The sequence below is a fragment of the Rhodococcus sp. 2H158 genome, assembly GCF_053764755.1.
In genome coordinates, this window is record NZ_JBSNCE010000003.1 from 1 (window position 1) to 15,886 (window position 15,886).

Consider the following 15,886-nt stretch of genomic DNA (forward strand, 5'->3'; position numbering starts at 1 on the left):
GGGCGGGAGACGGGCGTTCGAGCACTTGCCCGGAGCTATGTCACCTGCATCACCAGTCCTCCAATCCACATAGCTCGCTCAAAGTGAGCGACTGGTGTCGCACCACGAGGTTCGGGTCATCGAAAACGGGCGTGACGGTGTGAGATGCTTTCACCTGCGAGATGCCTCTGTTCTGGTGCCGGAATCTTTGTGTGGTAACTCAGATTCTCCTGCCCTACAGGGGCTCTCGCGTTCTACGACACGCTCACACCGTCACACCCGCGGTGGATCCAGGCTGAGGCACGCCGGCGCGCCGTGAACGCGCCGCACCTGGTCGCCCTCGTTCGGGCCGGAGCCGTGTTCGAGAAGGGAAAAACTCATAGAACGACCGGTCGATTCGTCAACTACGAAGGAGGTCGCCTGACGCTCGCCCATCCACAACGATTTGACAATAACTCGTGTGGCGTCGCGATGAGTTTTGCCCTCCGGTGCAGTCTGATCTGCATGGGCAAACTCATCTATGGCTTCAACGTGTCGGTGGACGGGTACATCGCCGATGCACAAGGCAACATCGACTGGACCGAGCCGAGCGAAGAACTGCACCAGTACTGGAACGACTTCGAGCGGGAGACCGCCCTGTCGTTCTACGGGCGGCGGCTCTACGAACTGATGTCCGCGTACTGGCCGACTGCCGACAAGGCCCCGGACGCCACCCCGCTGATCGTCGACTTCGCCCGCATCTGGCGCGACATGCCCAAGGTCGTGTTCTCGCACACCCTGGAGTCCGTCGACTGGAACTCCCGCCTGGAACGCGGCGACCCGGTCGAGGTGGTGACGAAGCTGAAAGCCGAAACCGACGGCAGGCTGGAGGTGGCCGGCGCGACGCTGGCCGCACCGATCGTGCAGGCCGGACTGGTGGACGAATACCGGATCGTGGTCGCGCCCACCGCCGTGGGCGGCGGCACCCCGTTCTTCCCGCCACTGCCGTCATGGATCTCGCTGCGACTGTTGGAGAACCGCACCTTCCCGGGTGGCACGGTCCTCCTGCGCTACGAGGCGAAACACGACTGATCGGACATACACAGCCAGGCGAGCTGCGGATGCACTACGAGATACACGACTCGAGCGGCACGCAGTTGCTGCTGCTGCACGGCGGCCTGTTCGACATCCACCAGCAGTTCGACGAACTGCTACCCGGGAAACTCACAGAACGACCGATCGATCCGCCAACCACCCTGGAGGTCGCCTGAAACTCGCCCATCCACAGGTCTTGACAATATCTCCTCGTCCCCGCAGACCTGATTCTCGACGGAATGGTGGCGTTCCCGCAGTTCGGTGACCACGTGGAGTATTCTCTGACCTTCGTCGAACTGCAGCCGGGGAGCCTTCCCGAGATGCGTAACGACATCACCGCCCGAGTCGAGGTGCTCAACGACGGACGACTGTCCCAGGAATGGGTCGATCCCACCGGGCAGACGCATCCGGGGACCTATTCGCTGCTCCAGCACGGCCGGGGATGGGGTGCATCCCCGTACTCCACCATGCTCCATCACGGCACCGTGCAGCTGACCGGCTCGTTGTCGGCCGACTTCCCGGCCCTGCCCTGGTACCGGGACAGGCAGGCGTGCGCGGCACGGTGACTCGTCGTCAGCTGGTCAGCCATACGAGCTGGCCGGATGCGAACGGCCACTACAGCGGGGACGGAATCCACACCTTCGGTCCCGTCCGGGAGGGACAGCGAGGATTCGCGACCGGGATGGTGCCCGAGACACCGATCCCCGAAGATCCCCGCGGCTGGAGTAGCCCCACCATCCCGCCACCGGAAGGGCCGTGGATCCAGGAAGTCGGTGTTCCCGTCGAACTGCGCATCATGGTGCCCGACGAAGTCGCTTCCGATGTCCTACGGGAGCCGTGACGGTCGCCAGGGGTAGGGCGTGTGGTGGGACGAGTAGCCATTTCCTGGACGCAACCTTTCCCGACCGGCGCCTGCCGAGTGCGGACGTCCTTGCCTCGAATGCCCGAGGATTCCGACACGATCGTGAGAAACGTCTGCTGACAAGATTCTGAAAAACGCAGATCAGCGCGTCGTACAACTGACAAGCTCGGCGGGAACCTACAGCAGGTTTGCCGAGATGCACGAAGATTGACGGAATCAACCGCATTGGTTGCTAACGGTTCCGGCCGCGAGAAACGTTTCTACCTGCGATTACGCGCGGAATTTTCAGGTCGGCTTCTCTGATTTCGACCGAAGTAGCCTGTCAATCTTCGCGACGTCTCGGCAATTTCTGTGGAGATGTGAGAAGTGCACGGAGATGTCAGGGGCCGGTTCTCACGTCGGTCACGTGGCGCCCGACAGGACGATGATGCCGGGGCGGTGTCAGATCCGTCGCCCGATCAGAATTACGGCGGCCCGGTTGGTCGGTGCGGTGATCGGAGTGCCACCGTTATCGGTCGCCGGGGGGTTGGTCCGTGCGGGTGAGCAGGTGCTGGGGGCCGAACCTCGCTATCAGTCGCAATGCTGTGTGCAGCTCGTATCGTCTGGTTGCGATGTCGTATCCCAGTAGCTCACTGGCTCGCTTGACTCGGTAGGCAACGGTGTTTCGAGAAACGTGCAGGCGGCGGGCGGCGGCGAACGGGCTGCTCTCTTCTTCGAAATAGATCAGGAGAGTGCTGCGCAGGTCGCTGGCGTGGGCGGTGTTCGCGGCCAAAGGTCCGAGCTCGCGCTGCACGAGGTGACGGGCGGCCGACATATCGGTCGTCAACAGGGCCGGAATAGCCACATCCGCGTAGAAGGTCGCCCACCGTCCCGGCGCGGACGACACGCGCGCTGCGCGTTCGGCGGTGGAGGCTTCCTCGTGAGACCTGCGAAACCCTTCGAGCCCAGGAGCCGGTGTTCCCAGCGCGATGCGGACATCGGGGTGTGTCGGCGGAAGATCGTCGACGGATGGGAACGGGGTGAATGTTCCTCGACTGCCCCACGCCCACAGTCGTCCGGCGCCGATCGGCATGATCAGGAGTTTCGTGGCTCCCAGGCGGGTGAGCGTGTCGTGCGCGACGGTCTGCAGGTCTGCGTTTTTCGCGCGACTGCGGGCAGGTTCGAACCAGAGTGTGGCAGCCACGTGTTGGCGGGACAGGTCGTATCCGAGGGAGTGCTGGGCGTGCGTCGGGTCGGTAAGTTCTCCGGCCAAGACGCGGCGGACAGCTTCGTCTCTGGCTGCGGCTGCGCTGGCCATCCAACGATCACGTTCGTTGATGTAGTGGGTGACCATCGGTCCGGAGAACTCGTCGATGTAGTCGAAGAGCACGTCGGAGATTCGTTGCATCTGTTCGGGACGTTGCTCGGCGGGCACGAGTTGGCTACAGGCTGTCATGAACGCTTTGGACATTTCGGCGTGCCCGAGCCGGATTCCGCGTAGGAGTCGGTCGAGAGTGATCCCGCGATGTACGAAGTCAGGAACGCCAGCCAAGGCCTCTTCGGTGATCGCCGGTGCGCCGGCAGCAAGTCCTGAGAGCCACAGCATCGCGCGGATGACGGAGGATTCGGTTCCCATCCGGACCGTGTCGAACGGTTCGCTGCCGCCTCCGAGTTCGGGGATTTCCTCGACGACCCGCGCGGCCATCGTGTATCCGACCTCATAGGCCCACTCCACGGGAAGTGCGCCGAGGCGGTCGACGGCATCGGCGACGGTGGCAACTGTGGTGGCGGGCGGCGGGGCGGAGTCGGCGGGCCGCAGGCGGTGCACCCACTGTCGAGCGGTGGGGGCGAACGGAATGGCGCCGGACGCATTGTCTTCGTCGTCGCGATGCGTGGTCACGATGTAGAACCTGACTTTCGATAGCAGTCGTTCGCTGTTCCGGTCCTGGGCGTCGATGAGGGGTGTTGTGGTCCGGGTGGGGGATGGCTGGGTGACTGCGGCCGATCGGTTTCGGCGTTCAGGCTGTCCACCAGTCCAGGCGAGTGGTGCTGGTGGTGCGACCGGCCGTCTGATGTAGCCGCGTCAGTCTGCCGCGGTGGAAGAGCAGCGGTCGGTTGTCGGTGTGGGTGGCGGAGTGGATACGTCCCATCATGCCGAGGTGATCGCCGGCCTCGAAGACCGATTCGGTGGTGCAGTCGATCCATGCGGTTGCCCCGAGCAGTCGTGGGGCTTCGGATTCGTCTTCATTTTCCCAGTGGCCTACCTCGAAGCGGGCGCCGGTGCGGGAGGCAAATGCGTAACAGATGTCGTGTTGGTCTTCGGCCAGGACATTGATGCAGAACCGCTGCGTGCGCTGTAGCTGCGAGAACGTGTAGGAGGAGGTGATGCCGAAGAACACCACCAACGGCGGGTCGAGTGACACGGAGGTCATCGATCCGACAGACATGCCCACAGGTCCGTCCTCCTGCATCGCAGTGACGACGGCGACAGAGGTCGGGACATGTCCCAGGGTGCGCCTGAGCGCGGACGCGTCGATGTTCGAGACGGAGGTGCGGGATGCGGAGGCGCCCCTGCGGACTGCGGTGGTCATGAATGCTCCTGCGGTAGCGACGTGCGGGTTGTCGACAGTGAAGCGCGCCACATACGGGTTCGGCTTGTTCTCGACGCACAAGATTCTTCGGAGCCTTGTGCGGATCGCCCGATCGCGAGTCGGACCGTGCGGAGCGCTTTGCCGATCCGAGAATCTTTGGTGGCAGAGCCCGAGCGCTTGTTGGCCCGACTTCGGAGTATGTGATGCACATCTCGCAACCGAACTTCGACAAGGACCGACCATGACTGTTGTATCGCCCCGTCCCATCTCCTCCGGCGTGGTTGATGTTTCCGCCGAGCTGCCCCGGCGGGCCGCCGATCTGGCGGAGCTTCTTTCTTCCAATGCTGCCCGCGCCGATGCCGACCGTCGTATTCCGCAAGAGAACATCGACGCGCTTGCCGCCGCCGGTCTGTTCAAGCTGGCGGTACCCCGACGCCTCGGTGGTCACGAGGTGGACTTCGCCACTTTCTTGAAGGTGACGTCCACTCTGGCTCGGTCGTGTGGCTCGACCGCATGGGTGGCCACGTTGATCAACGTCGGTGGGTGGCTGGTCGGGCTGTATCCCGATCAGGCCCAGCGCGAGGTTTTCGAAGCCGACCCCGAGGCTCGGGTGTGTGGTGTCATCGCCCCCAACGCGACCAGTAGGGCCGTCGACGGAGGGCTGGTGATCAGCGGAAAATGGGGATTTGCTTCCGGCAGCCTGCACGCGCAATGGGCGATTCTCGGGGTTCCCATCGTGGACGAGCACGGTGTGCAGATCGACCAGGGAATTGCTCTGATCCCGATGAGCGAGCTGTCGCTCGAGGACACCTGGTACGTGGCCGGCATGCGCGGGACCGGCAGCAATACGTTGATTGCCGACGAGGTGTTCGTCCCGGCCCACCGGATCCTCTCGGTGACCCGAGCGATCGAGGGTAAGTACGCCACCGAGCACAAGCACGAGGCGCTGTACCGGTCCGCGTTCGTACCGGTACTGGCCTTGGTACTGGCCGGCCCCCAGTTGGGACTGGTGCAGGGGGCACTCGACTTCGTCAAAGCTTCGCTAGCCAAGGGGCGGGGAATCTCCTACACCTTCTACGACAAGGCCACCGATTCGGGCTCGACGCAGCTCAACATGGCACAGGCGGCATCGCTCGTGGACACCGCCGAACTGCACTGCTTCCGTGCCGCCGCCGATATCGATGCTGCAGCTCGCAGTGCCGAGTATCCCGATGTCCTGATCCGAGCCCGGGTGCGGATGGACGTCGGCGTCGTGGCGACACGTGCACGCGAGGCGATGGATTTGCTGCTCAGTGTGCAGGGCGCCGGCAGTTTCGCCGAAGGCAGCCCGCTGCAGCTGAAGTGGCGAGATCTCGAGACCGGATCGCGTCACGCCGTGGTCAACCCGTCTATCAGTGCGGAGGCATACGGACGAGCGCTGCTCCACGTCGATGAGCAGGTCACCCCGCTGATCTGACGGAACGCTCCCTGTCCCGGCCGAGATCGACGAACTCCGTCCTCAGTCGATGGACAGGACCAGCTTGCCGAAGTGGGCACGGCTTTCGATGCGTTCGTGGGCGGCCCGGACGTCGGTCAGAGGACGTACGGAGTCGATCACCGGGTGGAGACGATGGGTCTCGAACAGCGAGAGCATCCGGCCGAACTCGTCTCGGGTGCCGAGGGTCGATCCGAGGATGGTGTGCTGCCCGAAGTAGAGGGAGGGGATGTCGATGTTCCCGACTGTGCCTGCGGTGGCTCCGAAGACGACGACGCGGCCGCCGGGCTTGAGGCAGGAAAGGGACTGGTCGAGGTTGGCGCCGACGCCGTCGACGACGACGTCGACGCCACCGCCTGTCGTGTCGAGGATCTGCTGGGGCCAGTGCGGGTCGGTGTAGAGCACTCCGTCGGTGGCGCCGAGGCCGCGAACCCGCTCGATCTTGTCCGTACTCGAGGAGGTGACCAGCACGGTGCCGCCGAGGGTGGCGGCGATCATGATCGAGAAGGTGGACACGCCGCTGCCGGCGCCGAGGACGAGAACGGTTTCACCGGGGCGCAGGCCGGCCCGGGTAACGATCGCGCGATAGGCGGTCAGCGCACCGACCGGCAGCGCCGCGGCTTCCTCCCAGCCGAGGTGGCGAGGTTTGGGGAAGAGGTTGGCGGTGGGTACGCAGACGAGTTCGGCGTAGGTGCCGTCGGTTTCGTCTCCGAGGATCGAGAACTGTGCCGACGGGGCAGCAGGGTTGGTGCCCCAGTTCAAGCCGGGATAGATGAGAACTTCTTCGCCGGTGTCGCGCCGGATGCCGGCACCGTCGATGCCGAGGATGCGAGGAAGCGGGAATCCGCGGCCGGAGCGACGGACGAGGATGTCGTGCCAATTGACGGCACTGGCTTTGAGCTCGACGACGGCATGGTCCGGGCTGGGGGTGGGATCGGCCACGGTTTCGAGGACGAGTTGCTCGGGACCGCCCCACTGATGGACAACTGCTGCCTGCACGTAATGGCTCCTTCTGGAGGGCTGGATGGAGTCAGCGCTGATTGTGGACAGCGATAAGTTCCTGGGCGCGCGAAAGGTCTTTGCCTGCGAGCGCTTCGACGAGATCGGAATGCAGCACCAAACGTTCGGCGAGCACCTCCGCCAGGGTCCGACCTTCGACAGGTTCCGCTGAAACAGTATGCGAGGCAAGCACGTCGAGCAGGCTGAGATAGACCGATCGAAGTACCCGGCTGGGGCTGGTGCGTGCGATGGCCGCGTGCAGATCCCAATTCGCGCGCAGGAAGGTCAGCACGTCTTCGGTCTCGACCGATCGGCTCATTTCGTCGAGTGCTTGCCGCATTCGGGCGATGTCGGCGCGGCCGGCGAACTGGATGGCGTCGTCGATCAACAGTGGATCCAGTGCGCTGCGGATCCGTACCGCGTCGTCGACGGAGGTTTCCGTTCGATCGAGGGCCAAGATCGCGTTGCCGATCCGTACGGCAGGTGTGGGCTCTGCGGCAAACAGGCCTCCGCCCGGACCTGATCGGACGGTGATCAGGCCCCGCGCCTGCAGCAAACGCAGGGCCTCGTTGAAGGTTCCCTTCGAGACCCCGCAGCGCTCTTGTAGTTCCTGCTTGGTGCCGAGGCGCGCGCCGGGCTCGGCGCTCTCGGCGAGACGGCCGATCGCGAGGGCGGCCTGCTCCGGCCGGGTCAGTGAGCCCCGTACCTGCAGGTCCGGCTCTGGGGTGGTCATGCCCTCTACCTGCTCTTTCGTACTCGATCGCAATTCATCATGCCTGATTCTCTCAGACCCCTTGACATGAGACCCAGATCACGTCACAGTATTAAGCATATTCAACATGCTCAATTGGTGCGTGGGTGATCCGTACCATTCCCCTTCCAGACGAGAGGACCTCGGCAATGCAACCTGAATTGCACGATGTGGTCGTGGTCGGAGCCGGCCCGGTGGGCTTGGCCGTCGGACGGCTGCTGGGCCTGCAAGGTCACGACGTGGTGATCCTCGAGCGCTGGCCCGAGCCCTACGGATTGCCCCGGGCCGTGGTCTTCGATGACGAGATCGGACGCGCCTTCCAGTCCATGGGCCTGAGCGACGAGGTCAAGGCCATCTCCGAGCCGGTGCACGACTCGTACGAGTGGCGCAACGCCCAAGGCCGGACACTGGTGAAGATCCCGTGGGAGCTCGACCGCCCGTGCGGCTGGGGCACGTCCTTCTTCTCCCAGCCCGAGCTCGAGCAGGTGCTCGCCGACGCGGTGACCGCCATGCCCAACGTGCGGCTGCGGCGCGGCGCCGAGGTGGTGCAGATCCACGAAACCGACGACGACGTGCTGGTCACCTACACCAGCGCGGTGACCAAGCAACGCCAGATCCGAGCCCGATACGTGGTCGGATGCGACGGCGCGAACAGCTTCGTCCGCCAGCGCATGGGTGTCTCCATGGTCGACCGGGGATTTTTCTTCGACTGGCTGGTCGTGGACACGAAGCCCCACGACGACGCCGACTGGGCACCGCCGGGCTGGGACGACGTCGACCCGGTGCCGCAGAACTGGCAGATGTGCGATCCGGCGCGACCCACCACCGTGGTGTCCGGCGGACCGGGACGGCGACGCTGGGAGTTCATGCGACTGCCGGGGGAAACACGCGACTCCCTCAACGACCCCGCCAAGGCGTGGGAGTTGCTCGCAGCCTGGGGGCGAACCCCGGAAAACACCGATCTCGAGCGGCACGCGGTCTACACCTTCGGTGCCCGGTGGGCCGACGCGTGGAACAAGGGCCGACTGCTTCTGGCCGGCGATGCCGCCCACCAGATGCCTCCGTTCGCAGGCCAGGGCATGTGTTCCGGCATGCGCGACGCGGCGAACCTGTCCTGGAAGCTCGACCGTGTCCTGAGCGGCCGGTCCGGCCCGGCACTGCTCGACAGCTACACCTCCGAACGGACGCGACACCTGCAGTACGCAATCGCGATGTCGGTGGCCCTCGGCAACGTCATCTGCGTCCTGGACCCGGAGCTGGCTGTCGAACGTGATGCCCGCATGCTCGCCGGGGGAGCAGATCCGGCCAAGGTTCTGCCCATCACCGAGCAGCCGGTCCTGGGGTCGGGGATCGTGGCCACGGCCGAGGGCCTCGCCGGACTCGCGGGAACCCATGCTCCGCAGTTCCCGGTGGAAACTGCCGGCGGGCACCCCACACTGCTCGACGACGTCGTCGGCTACGGCGCGGTTCTGCTGACGTCCGACGCCGCGGCTGCTGCCCGGATCGGCGAAACGCATCGGTCCCTACTCGATGCGGCGAACGTGCGAGTGTTCTCGATCGGCTCGGAAGACTGCGATCTCGACGATTCCACTCACGCATGGTCGCGCTGGTTCGCCGACCAGCAGATCGCCGGCGTACTGCTCCGGCCTGACCACTACGTCTTCGGCACCGCTGCCACCCCGGAGCGGCTCACCGACCTTGTCCACGAGTACCACGCTGTCCTCGCTCCGATTTCTGTCGCCACCCCTGTTCCGACAGCCTGACACCTCACCGCCCCGAGTTCCCTACACAGTTACAGGAGATACCTCTCATGCGTATTGCCAACATTGCCGGTCGCGCCGCTCTGATCGTCGGAGAGCGCGGTGCCGAGCACGCCGTCGATATCGCCGCTGCGAGCAATGGTCGGTTCGGTCCGGACCTGCCGTCGATCTACAACACCTGGGACGAGTTCCGCTCCTGGGCTTCGGATGTGGATTCGACGGAGCAGACCACCCCGGTGCAGCGGGCAGCGCTCGAGGCGCCGTCGCCGGCCCCGCGCCAGGTTTTCGCGGTCGGCCTGAACTACTCCGATCACGCCGCCGAATCCGGCTTCGAGGCGCCGAGCCAGCTCCCGCCGGTCTTCACCAAGTACGTCTCGAGCTTCTCCGGTCCGGACACCGAGGTCACCATTCCCGCCGGCGGCAACGTCGACTGGGAAATCGAACTCGTGGCGATCATCGGCCGCGAAGGCTTCCAGATCGCCGAGCAGGATGCCTGGGACCACGTAGCCGGATTGACCGTCGGGCAGGACATCTCCGAACGAGTCACCCAGTTGCGCGGACCCGCACCGCAATTCGGACTCGGAAAGTCGTTCCCCGGATTCTCCCCGCAGGGTCCGTGGCTGGTCACCCCGGACGAGTTCGCCGATCCGAGCGATCTGGAGCTCGGCTGCAGCATCGACGGCGAGGAGATGCAGAAAGGCCGCACCCGCGAGCTGATCTTTCCGGTCGGCAAACTGATCGCCGCCCTCTCACAAACTGTCACCTTGTACCCGGGCGACGTCATCTTCACCGGTACCCCTGCCGGCGTCGGCGGTGGCCGCACCCCGAAGCGGTTCCTGCAGCCCGGCGAAACCCTCGACAGCTGGATCGAAGGCATCGGCGAACTGCATCAGCGGTTCGTCGCCGCTCCCGCCGCGAAGTAACAGGAGAACTGTCATGGCATTGCACGGACTGGGCAAAGTCACCATCGGTGTGCCCAATGTGGACGAAAACATCTCCTACTACACCGAATTCGGGCTCGACCACCGCGGTGGCGGCATCTTCGCCACCCAGAACGGTGGCGAGCAACTCGAGATCGTCCATGCACCGATCCGTCGGCTGGTCGAACTCGAGGTCGCTGCGGACGACCCCGACGACATCGCGTCCATCGCCCGGCGACTGGCCCAGCTCGGCGTACCGGTGGTGCACGAAGAGTCGAGTCTGGTGGCCGTGGAACCGGCCACCGGCACCCGAGTGCGTGTCGCGGTACGCTCGCGCATCGTCGTGCCCCCGGTACCGGCCACCCCGTACAACGGGCCCGGACGGATCGACCGCACCGGCCGCGCGCCCTTCTCCTCGCGCACCGAGCCGGTCCGTCCCCGCAAGCTCGGCCACGCCGTGCTCGGCAGTGTCGACTACGAGACGACGCGGAGGTTCTTCACCGAAGGCCTCGGGTTCAAGGTCAGCGACTACGTCGGGGACACGGCCGCCTTCATGCGCTGCTCCACCGATCACCACAACGTGCTCGTCCAGGCCTCGCCGGTGAACTTCCTGCACCACACCAGCTGGCAGGTCGACGACATCGACGAAGTCGGACGCGGCGGATACGGAATGCTCGAAGGACATCCGGAACGGCACGCCTGGGGCCTGGGACGGCATTACGCCGGCTCGAACTTCTTCTGGTACCTGCGCGATCCCGCCGGCAACTACTCCGAGTATTACTCCGACATGGACTGCATCCCCGAAGACGAGGTGTGGACCCCGGAGGTGCTCCACGGGCTGGCCGGCCTGTACTCGTGGGGACCGCCCCTGCCGCCGTCGTTCCTCGAACCCGAAGACCTCGCCGCTCTGATGACCGGCGCGCACTCGAGCAAGGGCTGACCCGCGTGACCGACCATCTCACCGCGCTGCGCGCCGGTAAGACCATCGCCTCCGCCACCGAGGCGGTCGCAGACATCCCGTCCGGAGCGGCCCTGGCCGTGGGAGGTTTCGGAGTCGTCGGCGTGCCCGACGTTATGATCGCCGCACTCGCCGGCCGCGACGTCAGCGGATTCGAGATCTTCTCCAACAACTGCGGCAGCGCAGGCCACGGACTGGACCTGTTGCTCACCGCAGGCAAGATCCGGCGGATGATCTCGTCCTATGTGGGGGAGAACAAGGAGTTCGCGCGGCAGTACCTGTCGGGTGAACTCGAGGTGGAGCTGACGCCCCAGGGAACCCTCGCGGAGAAGCTGCGGGCCGGAGGCGCGGGCATTCCCGCCTTCTTCACCCCTGCCGGGGTGGGAACACCGATCTCGCAGGGCGGTCTGCCGTGGCGCTACAACGCCGACGGATCGGTCGCGGTGGCATCCCCGCCGAAGGAGATCCGCGAGTTCCGCGGCAAGCGGTACGTGCTCGAGGAATCGATCACGGCGGACTTCTCGCTGGTGCACGCGCTCAAGGGTGACACCGAGGGCAACCTGGTGTTCAACAAGGCCGCGATGAACTTCAACCCGCTCGCCGCGATGGCCGGCCGGATCTGTATCGCGCAGGTGGAGGAGCTGGTGGAGCCGGGCGAGATCGATCCGGGCGAAGTGCACCTGCCGGGGATCTTCGTCAACCGGATCGTGCACACCGGGGTGCAGGACAAGCAGATCGAGAAGCGGACCGTGTCGGCCGGAAAAGGTGCCTGAGATGACCGTGAGTGTGGACACACAGACCGTCGGCTGGTCGCGCACACAGATGGCGGCCCGGGCCGCTCAGGAGCTGTCGCCGGGGGAGTACGTCAACCTCGGAATCGGCCTGCCGACGCTGATCCCCAACTACCTGCGCGAGGGCGTGAAGGTCACCCTGCACAGTGAGAACGGGATCCTGGGAACGGGACCGTACCCGACCGAGGACGCGGTCGATCCGGACTTGATCAACGCCGGTAAGGAAACGGTCACCGTCAACCCGGGCGCGGCGTTCTTCGACTCGGCGCTGAGCTTCGGCATGATCCGCGGCGGGCACATCGACACCGCGGTGCTCGGTGGCATGGAGGTCTCCGCTACGGGCGATCTGGCGAACTGGATGGTGCCGGGCAAGATGGTCAAGGGCATGGGCGGGGCGATGGACCTCGTCCACGGTGCCCGCACGGTCATCGTGCTCATGGAACACACCGACAAGCAGGGCAACCCCAAGATCGTCTCGGAGTGCTCGCTGCCGCTCACGGGAGAGGGCGTGGTGCAGCGGATCATCACCAACCTCGCCGTGATCGACGTGACCGACGACGGCCTGGTCCTGCGCGAGTGCGCACCCGGTGTCACCGAGGATCAAGTGCGCGGAGCCACCGGCGCACCGCTGCACCAACTCGAAGCTCAACCCGCCTGAGGACACTGTCGCGCCCGGACCGCACTGCCGAACCCACCCACTCCCGGAAAGAACCACCGGCCATGCCTATCGCTCACGTGGTGACCTTCACCTTCACCCCGAACACCGCATCAGAGACCATCGACGCGCTCTCCCACGCGCTCGAGACCGTCTCCCACTCCTGCACGGGTATCGAGTCCTACCACCACGGTGCCGACCTGCGCCTGCGGCCGGGAACCGCGGACTACGCCGTCGCCGCCGTCTTCCGTGACCAACAGGCACTCACCGACTACATGACCGATCCACAGCACCAACGCGTCAACACCGAGTTCGCGACTTTCGTCGCCGCCAAGTCATCGGTGCAGTTCCCGGTGCCCTGACCGATCAAGACAGCAATGCATCGACCCTCCCCCTGACCACCTCGGCACACCGGGTCTGCGCCGGATCCGCAATGGCGCCAACAGGCGGCGTGCCGCTCACTCGGGGACTACCTGTTCTTCGCTCCCACCGGCGAAAACCGAGGAACAAGGATCCACCGTGAACAGGCCGCCAAACAAATCTGCAGCACCTGCCGCGTTCTCGTCGGCTGCCGTGAGAATGTCCGCGGTCTCGGCGATGTGCACGGCATATGGGCAGGGCAGACCGAAACCGAACGACGCGACCAGTGCCGCGCTGTCACGACCGACCGTGCAGGCAGCCGCGTCACGCACGGGTAACACCTTCTCCTCTGCCGCATCAGCCGCCGGACCGTACTCGCCGGCCCATGATTCCCTACGCCTCCGGAGACCACATGACGTTCCTGACCTCACGCCGCAGCGCTCTCAAACTCGGTCTCGGTGCCCTCACGGCCACTGCCGTTGCGGGATCGCTCACCGCGTGCGCGGCCGAGGCCGGTTCGTTCCCTGCCTCCTTCGCGAGTGACACGAACTACTCGACGAAAGCGGCGCGCCCGCTCCGCAGACTGGCACTCCATGCTTCGTCCAGCTGACGTAAGGCCGCTTATCGTCCAGTAACTCGGTACGGGTCGATGCGGTGCCGCCGGTAGTGGGTGATTGCGGGCGCGCCGAGAGCGGTGCTGCGGACGGTCAGTGAGTCGACGGCAGCCACGTCCGGGCGGCGGTCACCAACGCGGCGACCCCGATCGGCAGCGTCGGTTCGATGACAGGGGCGTAGTGGGGTGAATGGTTGGACGGCACGGTGAGCAGCGCGGGATCGGCCATATCACCGGTGGTGAAGAGCGACGGATCGGCGCCGCCGAGAAGCCAGTAGGACAGCGGTGCCCCGGCGCTGGTGGCGAGAATGCCGACGTCCTCGCTTCCGGCGCCGGCTCCCGGATCGAGAATGTTGTCCTGCCCCAGCCACGTCGCGAAGGCATCGAGGCTCGTGCGCAACGCGTCCGCGTCGTTGGTGACGACCGGAAATCGTTCGATCTCGGTGATGGTCGGGTCCTCCGGCGCGTCGGCCGTGGCAGCTTCGCCGCGCACGATGCGTTCGACACTGTCGAGGATGCGGCGGCGCACGGCGGTGTCGTAACTGCGGATGTTCAACTGGATCTCGGCGTGCCCGGGAATCACGTTCGCGGCGTCACCGGCATGGATCGACCCGACGGTGAGCACCGCGGTCGCGGTACTCGGAATCTCCCGGGAGACGACGGTCTGCAGACGCAAGACCGTGGCGGCGGCCAACACGATGGGATCGACCGACGCCTCCGGCATCGATCCGTGCGCGCCCCTTCCGACGAGCCGCACCCGCAGAGAATCCGAGCCCGCGTACGACGGGCCGGGATGTCCGGCGATCTTGCCGGCCGGCAGGGGCGCCACGTGCTGACCGAGCACGACGTCCGGCTTCGGGAATCTGTCGAACACGCCGTCGTCCACCACGGCCTGCGCACCCGCGCCCAGCTCCTCGGCGGGCTGGAACACCAGCAGTAGGGTGCCGGTCCAGCCGGTCCGGTCGGCAGCGAGAATTTGGGCCGCGCCCAGCAGGCAGGTGGTGTGCAGGTCGTGGCCGCACGCATGCGCGACCGGCACTGTGCCGCCGTGCTCGTCGGTGGCCGTGGCGGTGCTGGCGTAGTCGAGCCCGGTGTCCTCCCGGACGGGAAGGGCGTCCATGTCCGCCCGCAGCAGCGCGGTCGGCCCCGGCCCGTTCTTCAGGACGCCGACCACGCCGGTCTTCCCTACGCCGGTGGTGACCTCGAATCCCGATTCTCTCAGCCGGTCGGCCACGATCGCGGCGGTGCGGTGTTCTCGGAATCCGAGCTCGGGATGCCGGTGCAGGTCCTTGTACAGATCGACGAGTGCCGGATCGATCGTGATACCGCCGGGTGCGGTCATGGGTCTTCCTTCGATTACGTCTTCTGCTGGGCAGACGACTCGACCGTCAGGTTCCATGGGGCTGGCTATGCACACGGAGCGCGGTTGTGCGTGAGGTCATCCTTCCACGCCCTTACTCGGCGCGGGGTAACTTCATGCGACCCGGCTTGAACGGGTTGCGCACGAATAGGTTCGGCCACCGCCGGCCGGGGCGCGCTGGCGGGCTCTCGGGTCTACCGGCCCGACGACAGAGGCGTCGACCTGGTCGGAGACGTCGCGGAGGATCCGCACCTGATTCTGAGTCCGGCCACCAGGTCGACCGATCGGCACCTACCGCTGGTCGGTCGCGACGACACCGTGCTCGAGAGCGCATCCGAGCACGGAGTCGACGTGCGCAAGCACCGGAAGATGAGCTCGCAGCATGGTCCGCGGCTCCCCGTTACCTCGAACGGTTCCTGCGGCACGCCCACCGGGATCGTTGATCCCCCGGCTCGATATTCGCCTCCGAGCGAGGCGTGTCGATCATCGTCGGTTGTGTCCTGTCCGGTGACGTGCCGGGCATGCCGAAGCGCAATGGGACACAGCCGGTTCGGGTCGAGGGCTGCCCTGGCGAGGCCTGTGGCGCTGGACCGGTGGTCGTGGTCGACGAGGTGTGCGAGTTTTGCGAAGCCGGGTTGGTGACACAAGGAGATTGGTGTGATGGTGTGCGGCGACGGGGGTTCCATCGATATCGTCGACGAGGTGGCGTTGCGGGACGTGGGTGCGGGTTGACAGGCCTGTGCGTCACGGCGAGCAGCGG

At 65.7% G+C, this 15,886-nt stretch carries 16 protein-coding genes; 11 read left to right on the top strand and 5 right to left on the bottom strand.

The window, feature by feature from the left end; translation table 11 throughout:
• Positions 1–483 precede the first annotated feature (483 nt).
• The 3 genes from ACWPOB_RS03440 (at position 484) to ACWPOB_RS03450 (ending at position 1,619) form a co-directional block, all read left to right on the top strand.
• On the top strand, positions 484–1,050 hold the full coding sequence (locus tag ACWPOB_RS03440) for a dihydrofolate reductase family protein (RefSeq protein ID WP_100055747.1): 567 nt from the start codon (positions 484–486) through the stop codon (positions 1,048–1,050).
• Positions 1,051–1,079: 29 nt separating this feature from the next.
• Positions 1,080–1,229 carry a hypothetical protein gene (locus ACWPOB_RS03445; RefSeq protein WP_455399908.1) on the top strand — a complete coding sequence of 50 codons (150 nt, stop codon included), beginning with the start codon at positions 1,080–1,082 and terminating at the stop codon, positions 1,227–1,229.
• 63 nt (positions 1,230–1,292) lie between these two features.
• Complete coding sequence (locus ACWPOB_RS03450; protein ID WP_455399909.1) at positions 1,293–1,619, top strand: hypothetical protein; 327 nt, start codon at positions 1,293–1,295, stop codon at positions 1,617–1,619.
• Positions 1,620–2,423: 804 nt separating this feature from the next.
• Here ACWPOB_RS03450 and ACWPOB_RS03455 read toward each other — a convergent pair.
• Both ACWPOB_RS03455 and ACWPOB_RS03460 read right to left on the bottom strand, forming a co-directional pair.
• The gene (locus ACWPOB_RS03455; protein WP_455399910.1) at positions 2,424–3,794 is read right to left on the bottom strand and encodes a PucR family transcriptional regulator; all 1,371 of its coding nucleotides are present in this window, start codon (positions 3,792–3,794) and stop codon (positions 2,424–2,426) included.
• Positions 3,795–3,912: 118 nt separating this feature from the next.
• The gene (locus tag ACWPOB_RS03460; RefSeq protein ID WP_455399911.1) at positions 3,913–4,485 is read right to left on the bottom strand and encodes a flavin reductase family protein; all 573 of its coding nucleotides are present in this window, start codon (positions 4,483–4,485) and stop codon (positions 3,913–3,915) included.
• Positions 4,486–4,726: 241 nt separating this feature from the next.
• Here ACWPOB_RS03460 and ACWPOB_RS03465 point away from each other — a divergent pair, with 241 nt between their 5' ends.
• A complete protein-coding gene (locus ACWPOB_RS03465) occupies positions 4,727–5,941 on the top strand; it encodes an acyl-CoA dehydrogenase family protein (RefSeq protein ID WP_455399912.1) in 1,215 nt (404 codons plus the stop codon).
• A 42-nt stretch (positions 5,942–5,983) separates the two neighbouring features.
• Here the strand turns inward: ACWPOB_RS03465 and ACWPOB_RS03470 are convergent, their stop codons facing one another.
• Positions 5,984–6,958, bottom strand: a complete 975-nt coding sequence (locus tag ACWPOB_RS03470; protein WP_455399913.1) for a zinc-binding dehydrogenase — start codon at positions 6,956–6,958, stop codon at positions 5,984–5,986.
• 31 nt (positions 6,959–6,989) lie between these two features.
• Complete coding sequence (locus ACWPOB_RS03475; RefSeq protein WP_100055743.1) at positions 6,990–7,691, bottom strand: FadR/GntR family transcriptional regulator; 702 nt, start codon at positions 7,689–7,691, stop codon at positions 6,990–6,992.
• Positions 7,692–7,858: 167 nt separating this feature from the next.
• Here ACWPOB_RS03475 and mhpA point away from each other — a divergent pair, with 167 nt between their 5' ends.
• The 7 genes from mhpA (at position 7,859) to ACWPOB_RS03510 (ending at position 13,491) form a co-directional block, all read left to right on the top strand.
• Positions 7,859–9,472 (top strand): bifunctional 3-(3-hydroxy-phenyl)propionate/3-hydroxycinnamic acid hydroxylase MhpA, encoded by a 1,614-nt coding sequence (gene mhpA, locus ACWPOB_RS03480; RefSeq protein ID WP_455399914.1) that lies wholly within the window; start codon positions 7,859–7,861, stop codon positions 9,470–9,472.
• A 47-nt stretch (positions 9,473–9,519) separates the two neighbouring features.
• Positions 9,520–10,392, top strand: coding sequence for a fumarylacetoacetate hydrolase family protein (locus tag ACWPOB_RS03485; RefSeq protein WP_100055741.1), 873 nt, complete (start codon positions 9,520–9,522; stop codon positions 10,390–10,392).
• Between the two features lie 13 nt (positions 10,393–10,405).
• Positions 10,406–11,329: a VOC family protein gene (locus tag ACWPOB_RS03490; protein WP_455399915.1), complete on the top strand. Its 924-nt coding sequence runs from the start codon at positions 10,406–10,408 to the stop codon at positions 11,327–11,329.
• A 5-nt stretch (positions 11,330–11,334) separates the two neighbouring features.
• The gene (locus ACWPOB_RS03495; protein WP_100055739.1) at positions 11,335–12,120 is read left to right on the top strand and encodes a CoA transferase subunit A; all 786 of its coding nucleotides are present in this window, start codon (positions 11,335–11,337) and stop codon (positions 12,118–12,120) included.
• A gap of 1 nt (position 12,121) precedes the next feature.
• Positions 12,122–12,796, top strand: a complete 675-nt coding sequence (locus tag ACWPOB_RS03500) for a CoA transferase subunit B (RefSeq protein WP_100055738.1) — start codon at positions 12,122–12,124, stop codon at positions 12,794–12,796.
• A gap of 62 nt (positions 12,797–12,858) precedes the next feature.
• The gene (locus tag ACWPOB_RS03505; RefSeq protein ID WP_455399916.1) at positions 12,859–13,155 is read left to right on the top strand and encodes a Dabb family protein; all 297 of its coding nucleotides are present in this window, start codon (positions 12,859–12,861) and stop codon (positions 13,153–13,155) included.
• A gap of 111 nt (positions 13,156–13,266) precedes the next feature.
• On the top strand, positions 13,267–13,491 hold the full coding sequence (locus ACWPOB_RS03510) for a WhiB family transcriptional regulator (RefSeq protein WP_100055737.1): 225 nt from the start codon (positions 13,267–13,269) through the stop codon (positions 13,489–13,491).
• 369 nt (positions 13,492–13,860) lie between these two features.
• Here ACWPOB_RS03510 and ACWPOB_RS03515 read toward each other — a convergent pair whose 3' ends face one another.
• The gene (locus tag ACWPOB_RS03515) at positions 13,861–15,108 is read right to left on the bottom strand and encodes an amidohydrolase (RefSeq protein WP_100055736.1); all 1,248 of its coding nucleotides are present in this window, start codon (positions 15,106–15,108) and stop codon (positions 13,861–13,863) included.
• Positions 15,109–15,886 lie beyond the last annotated feature (778 nt).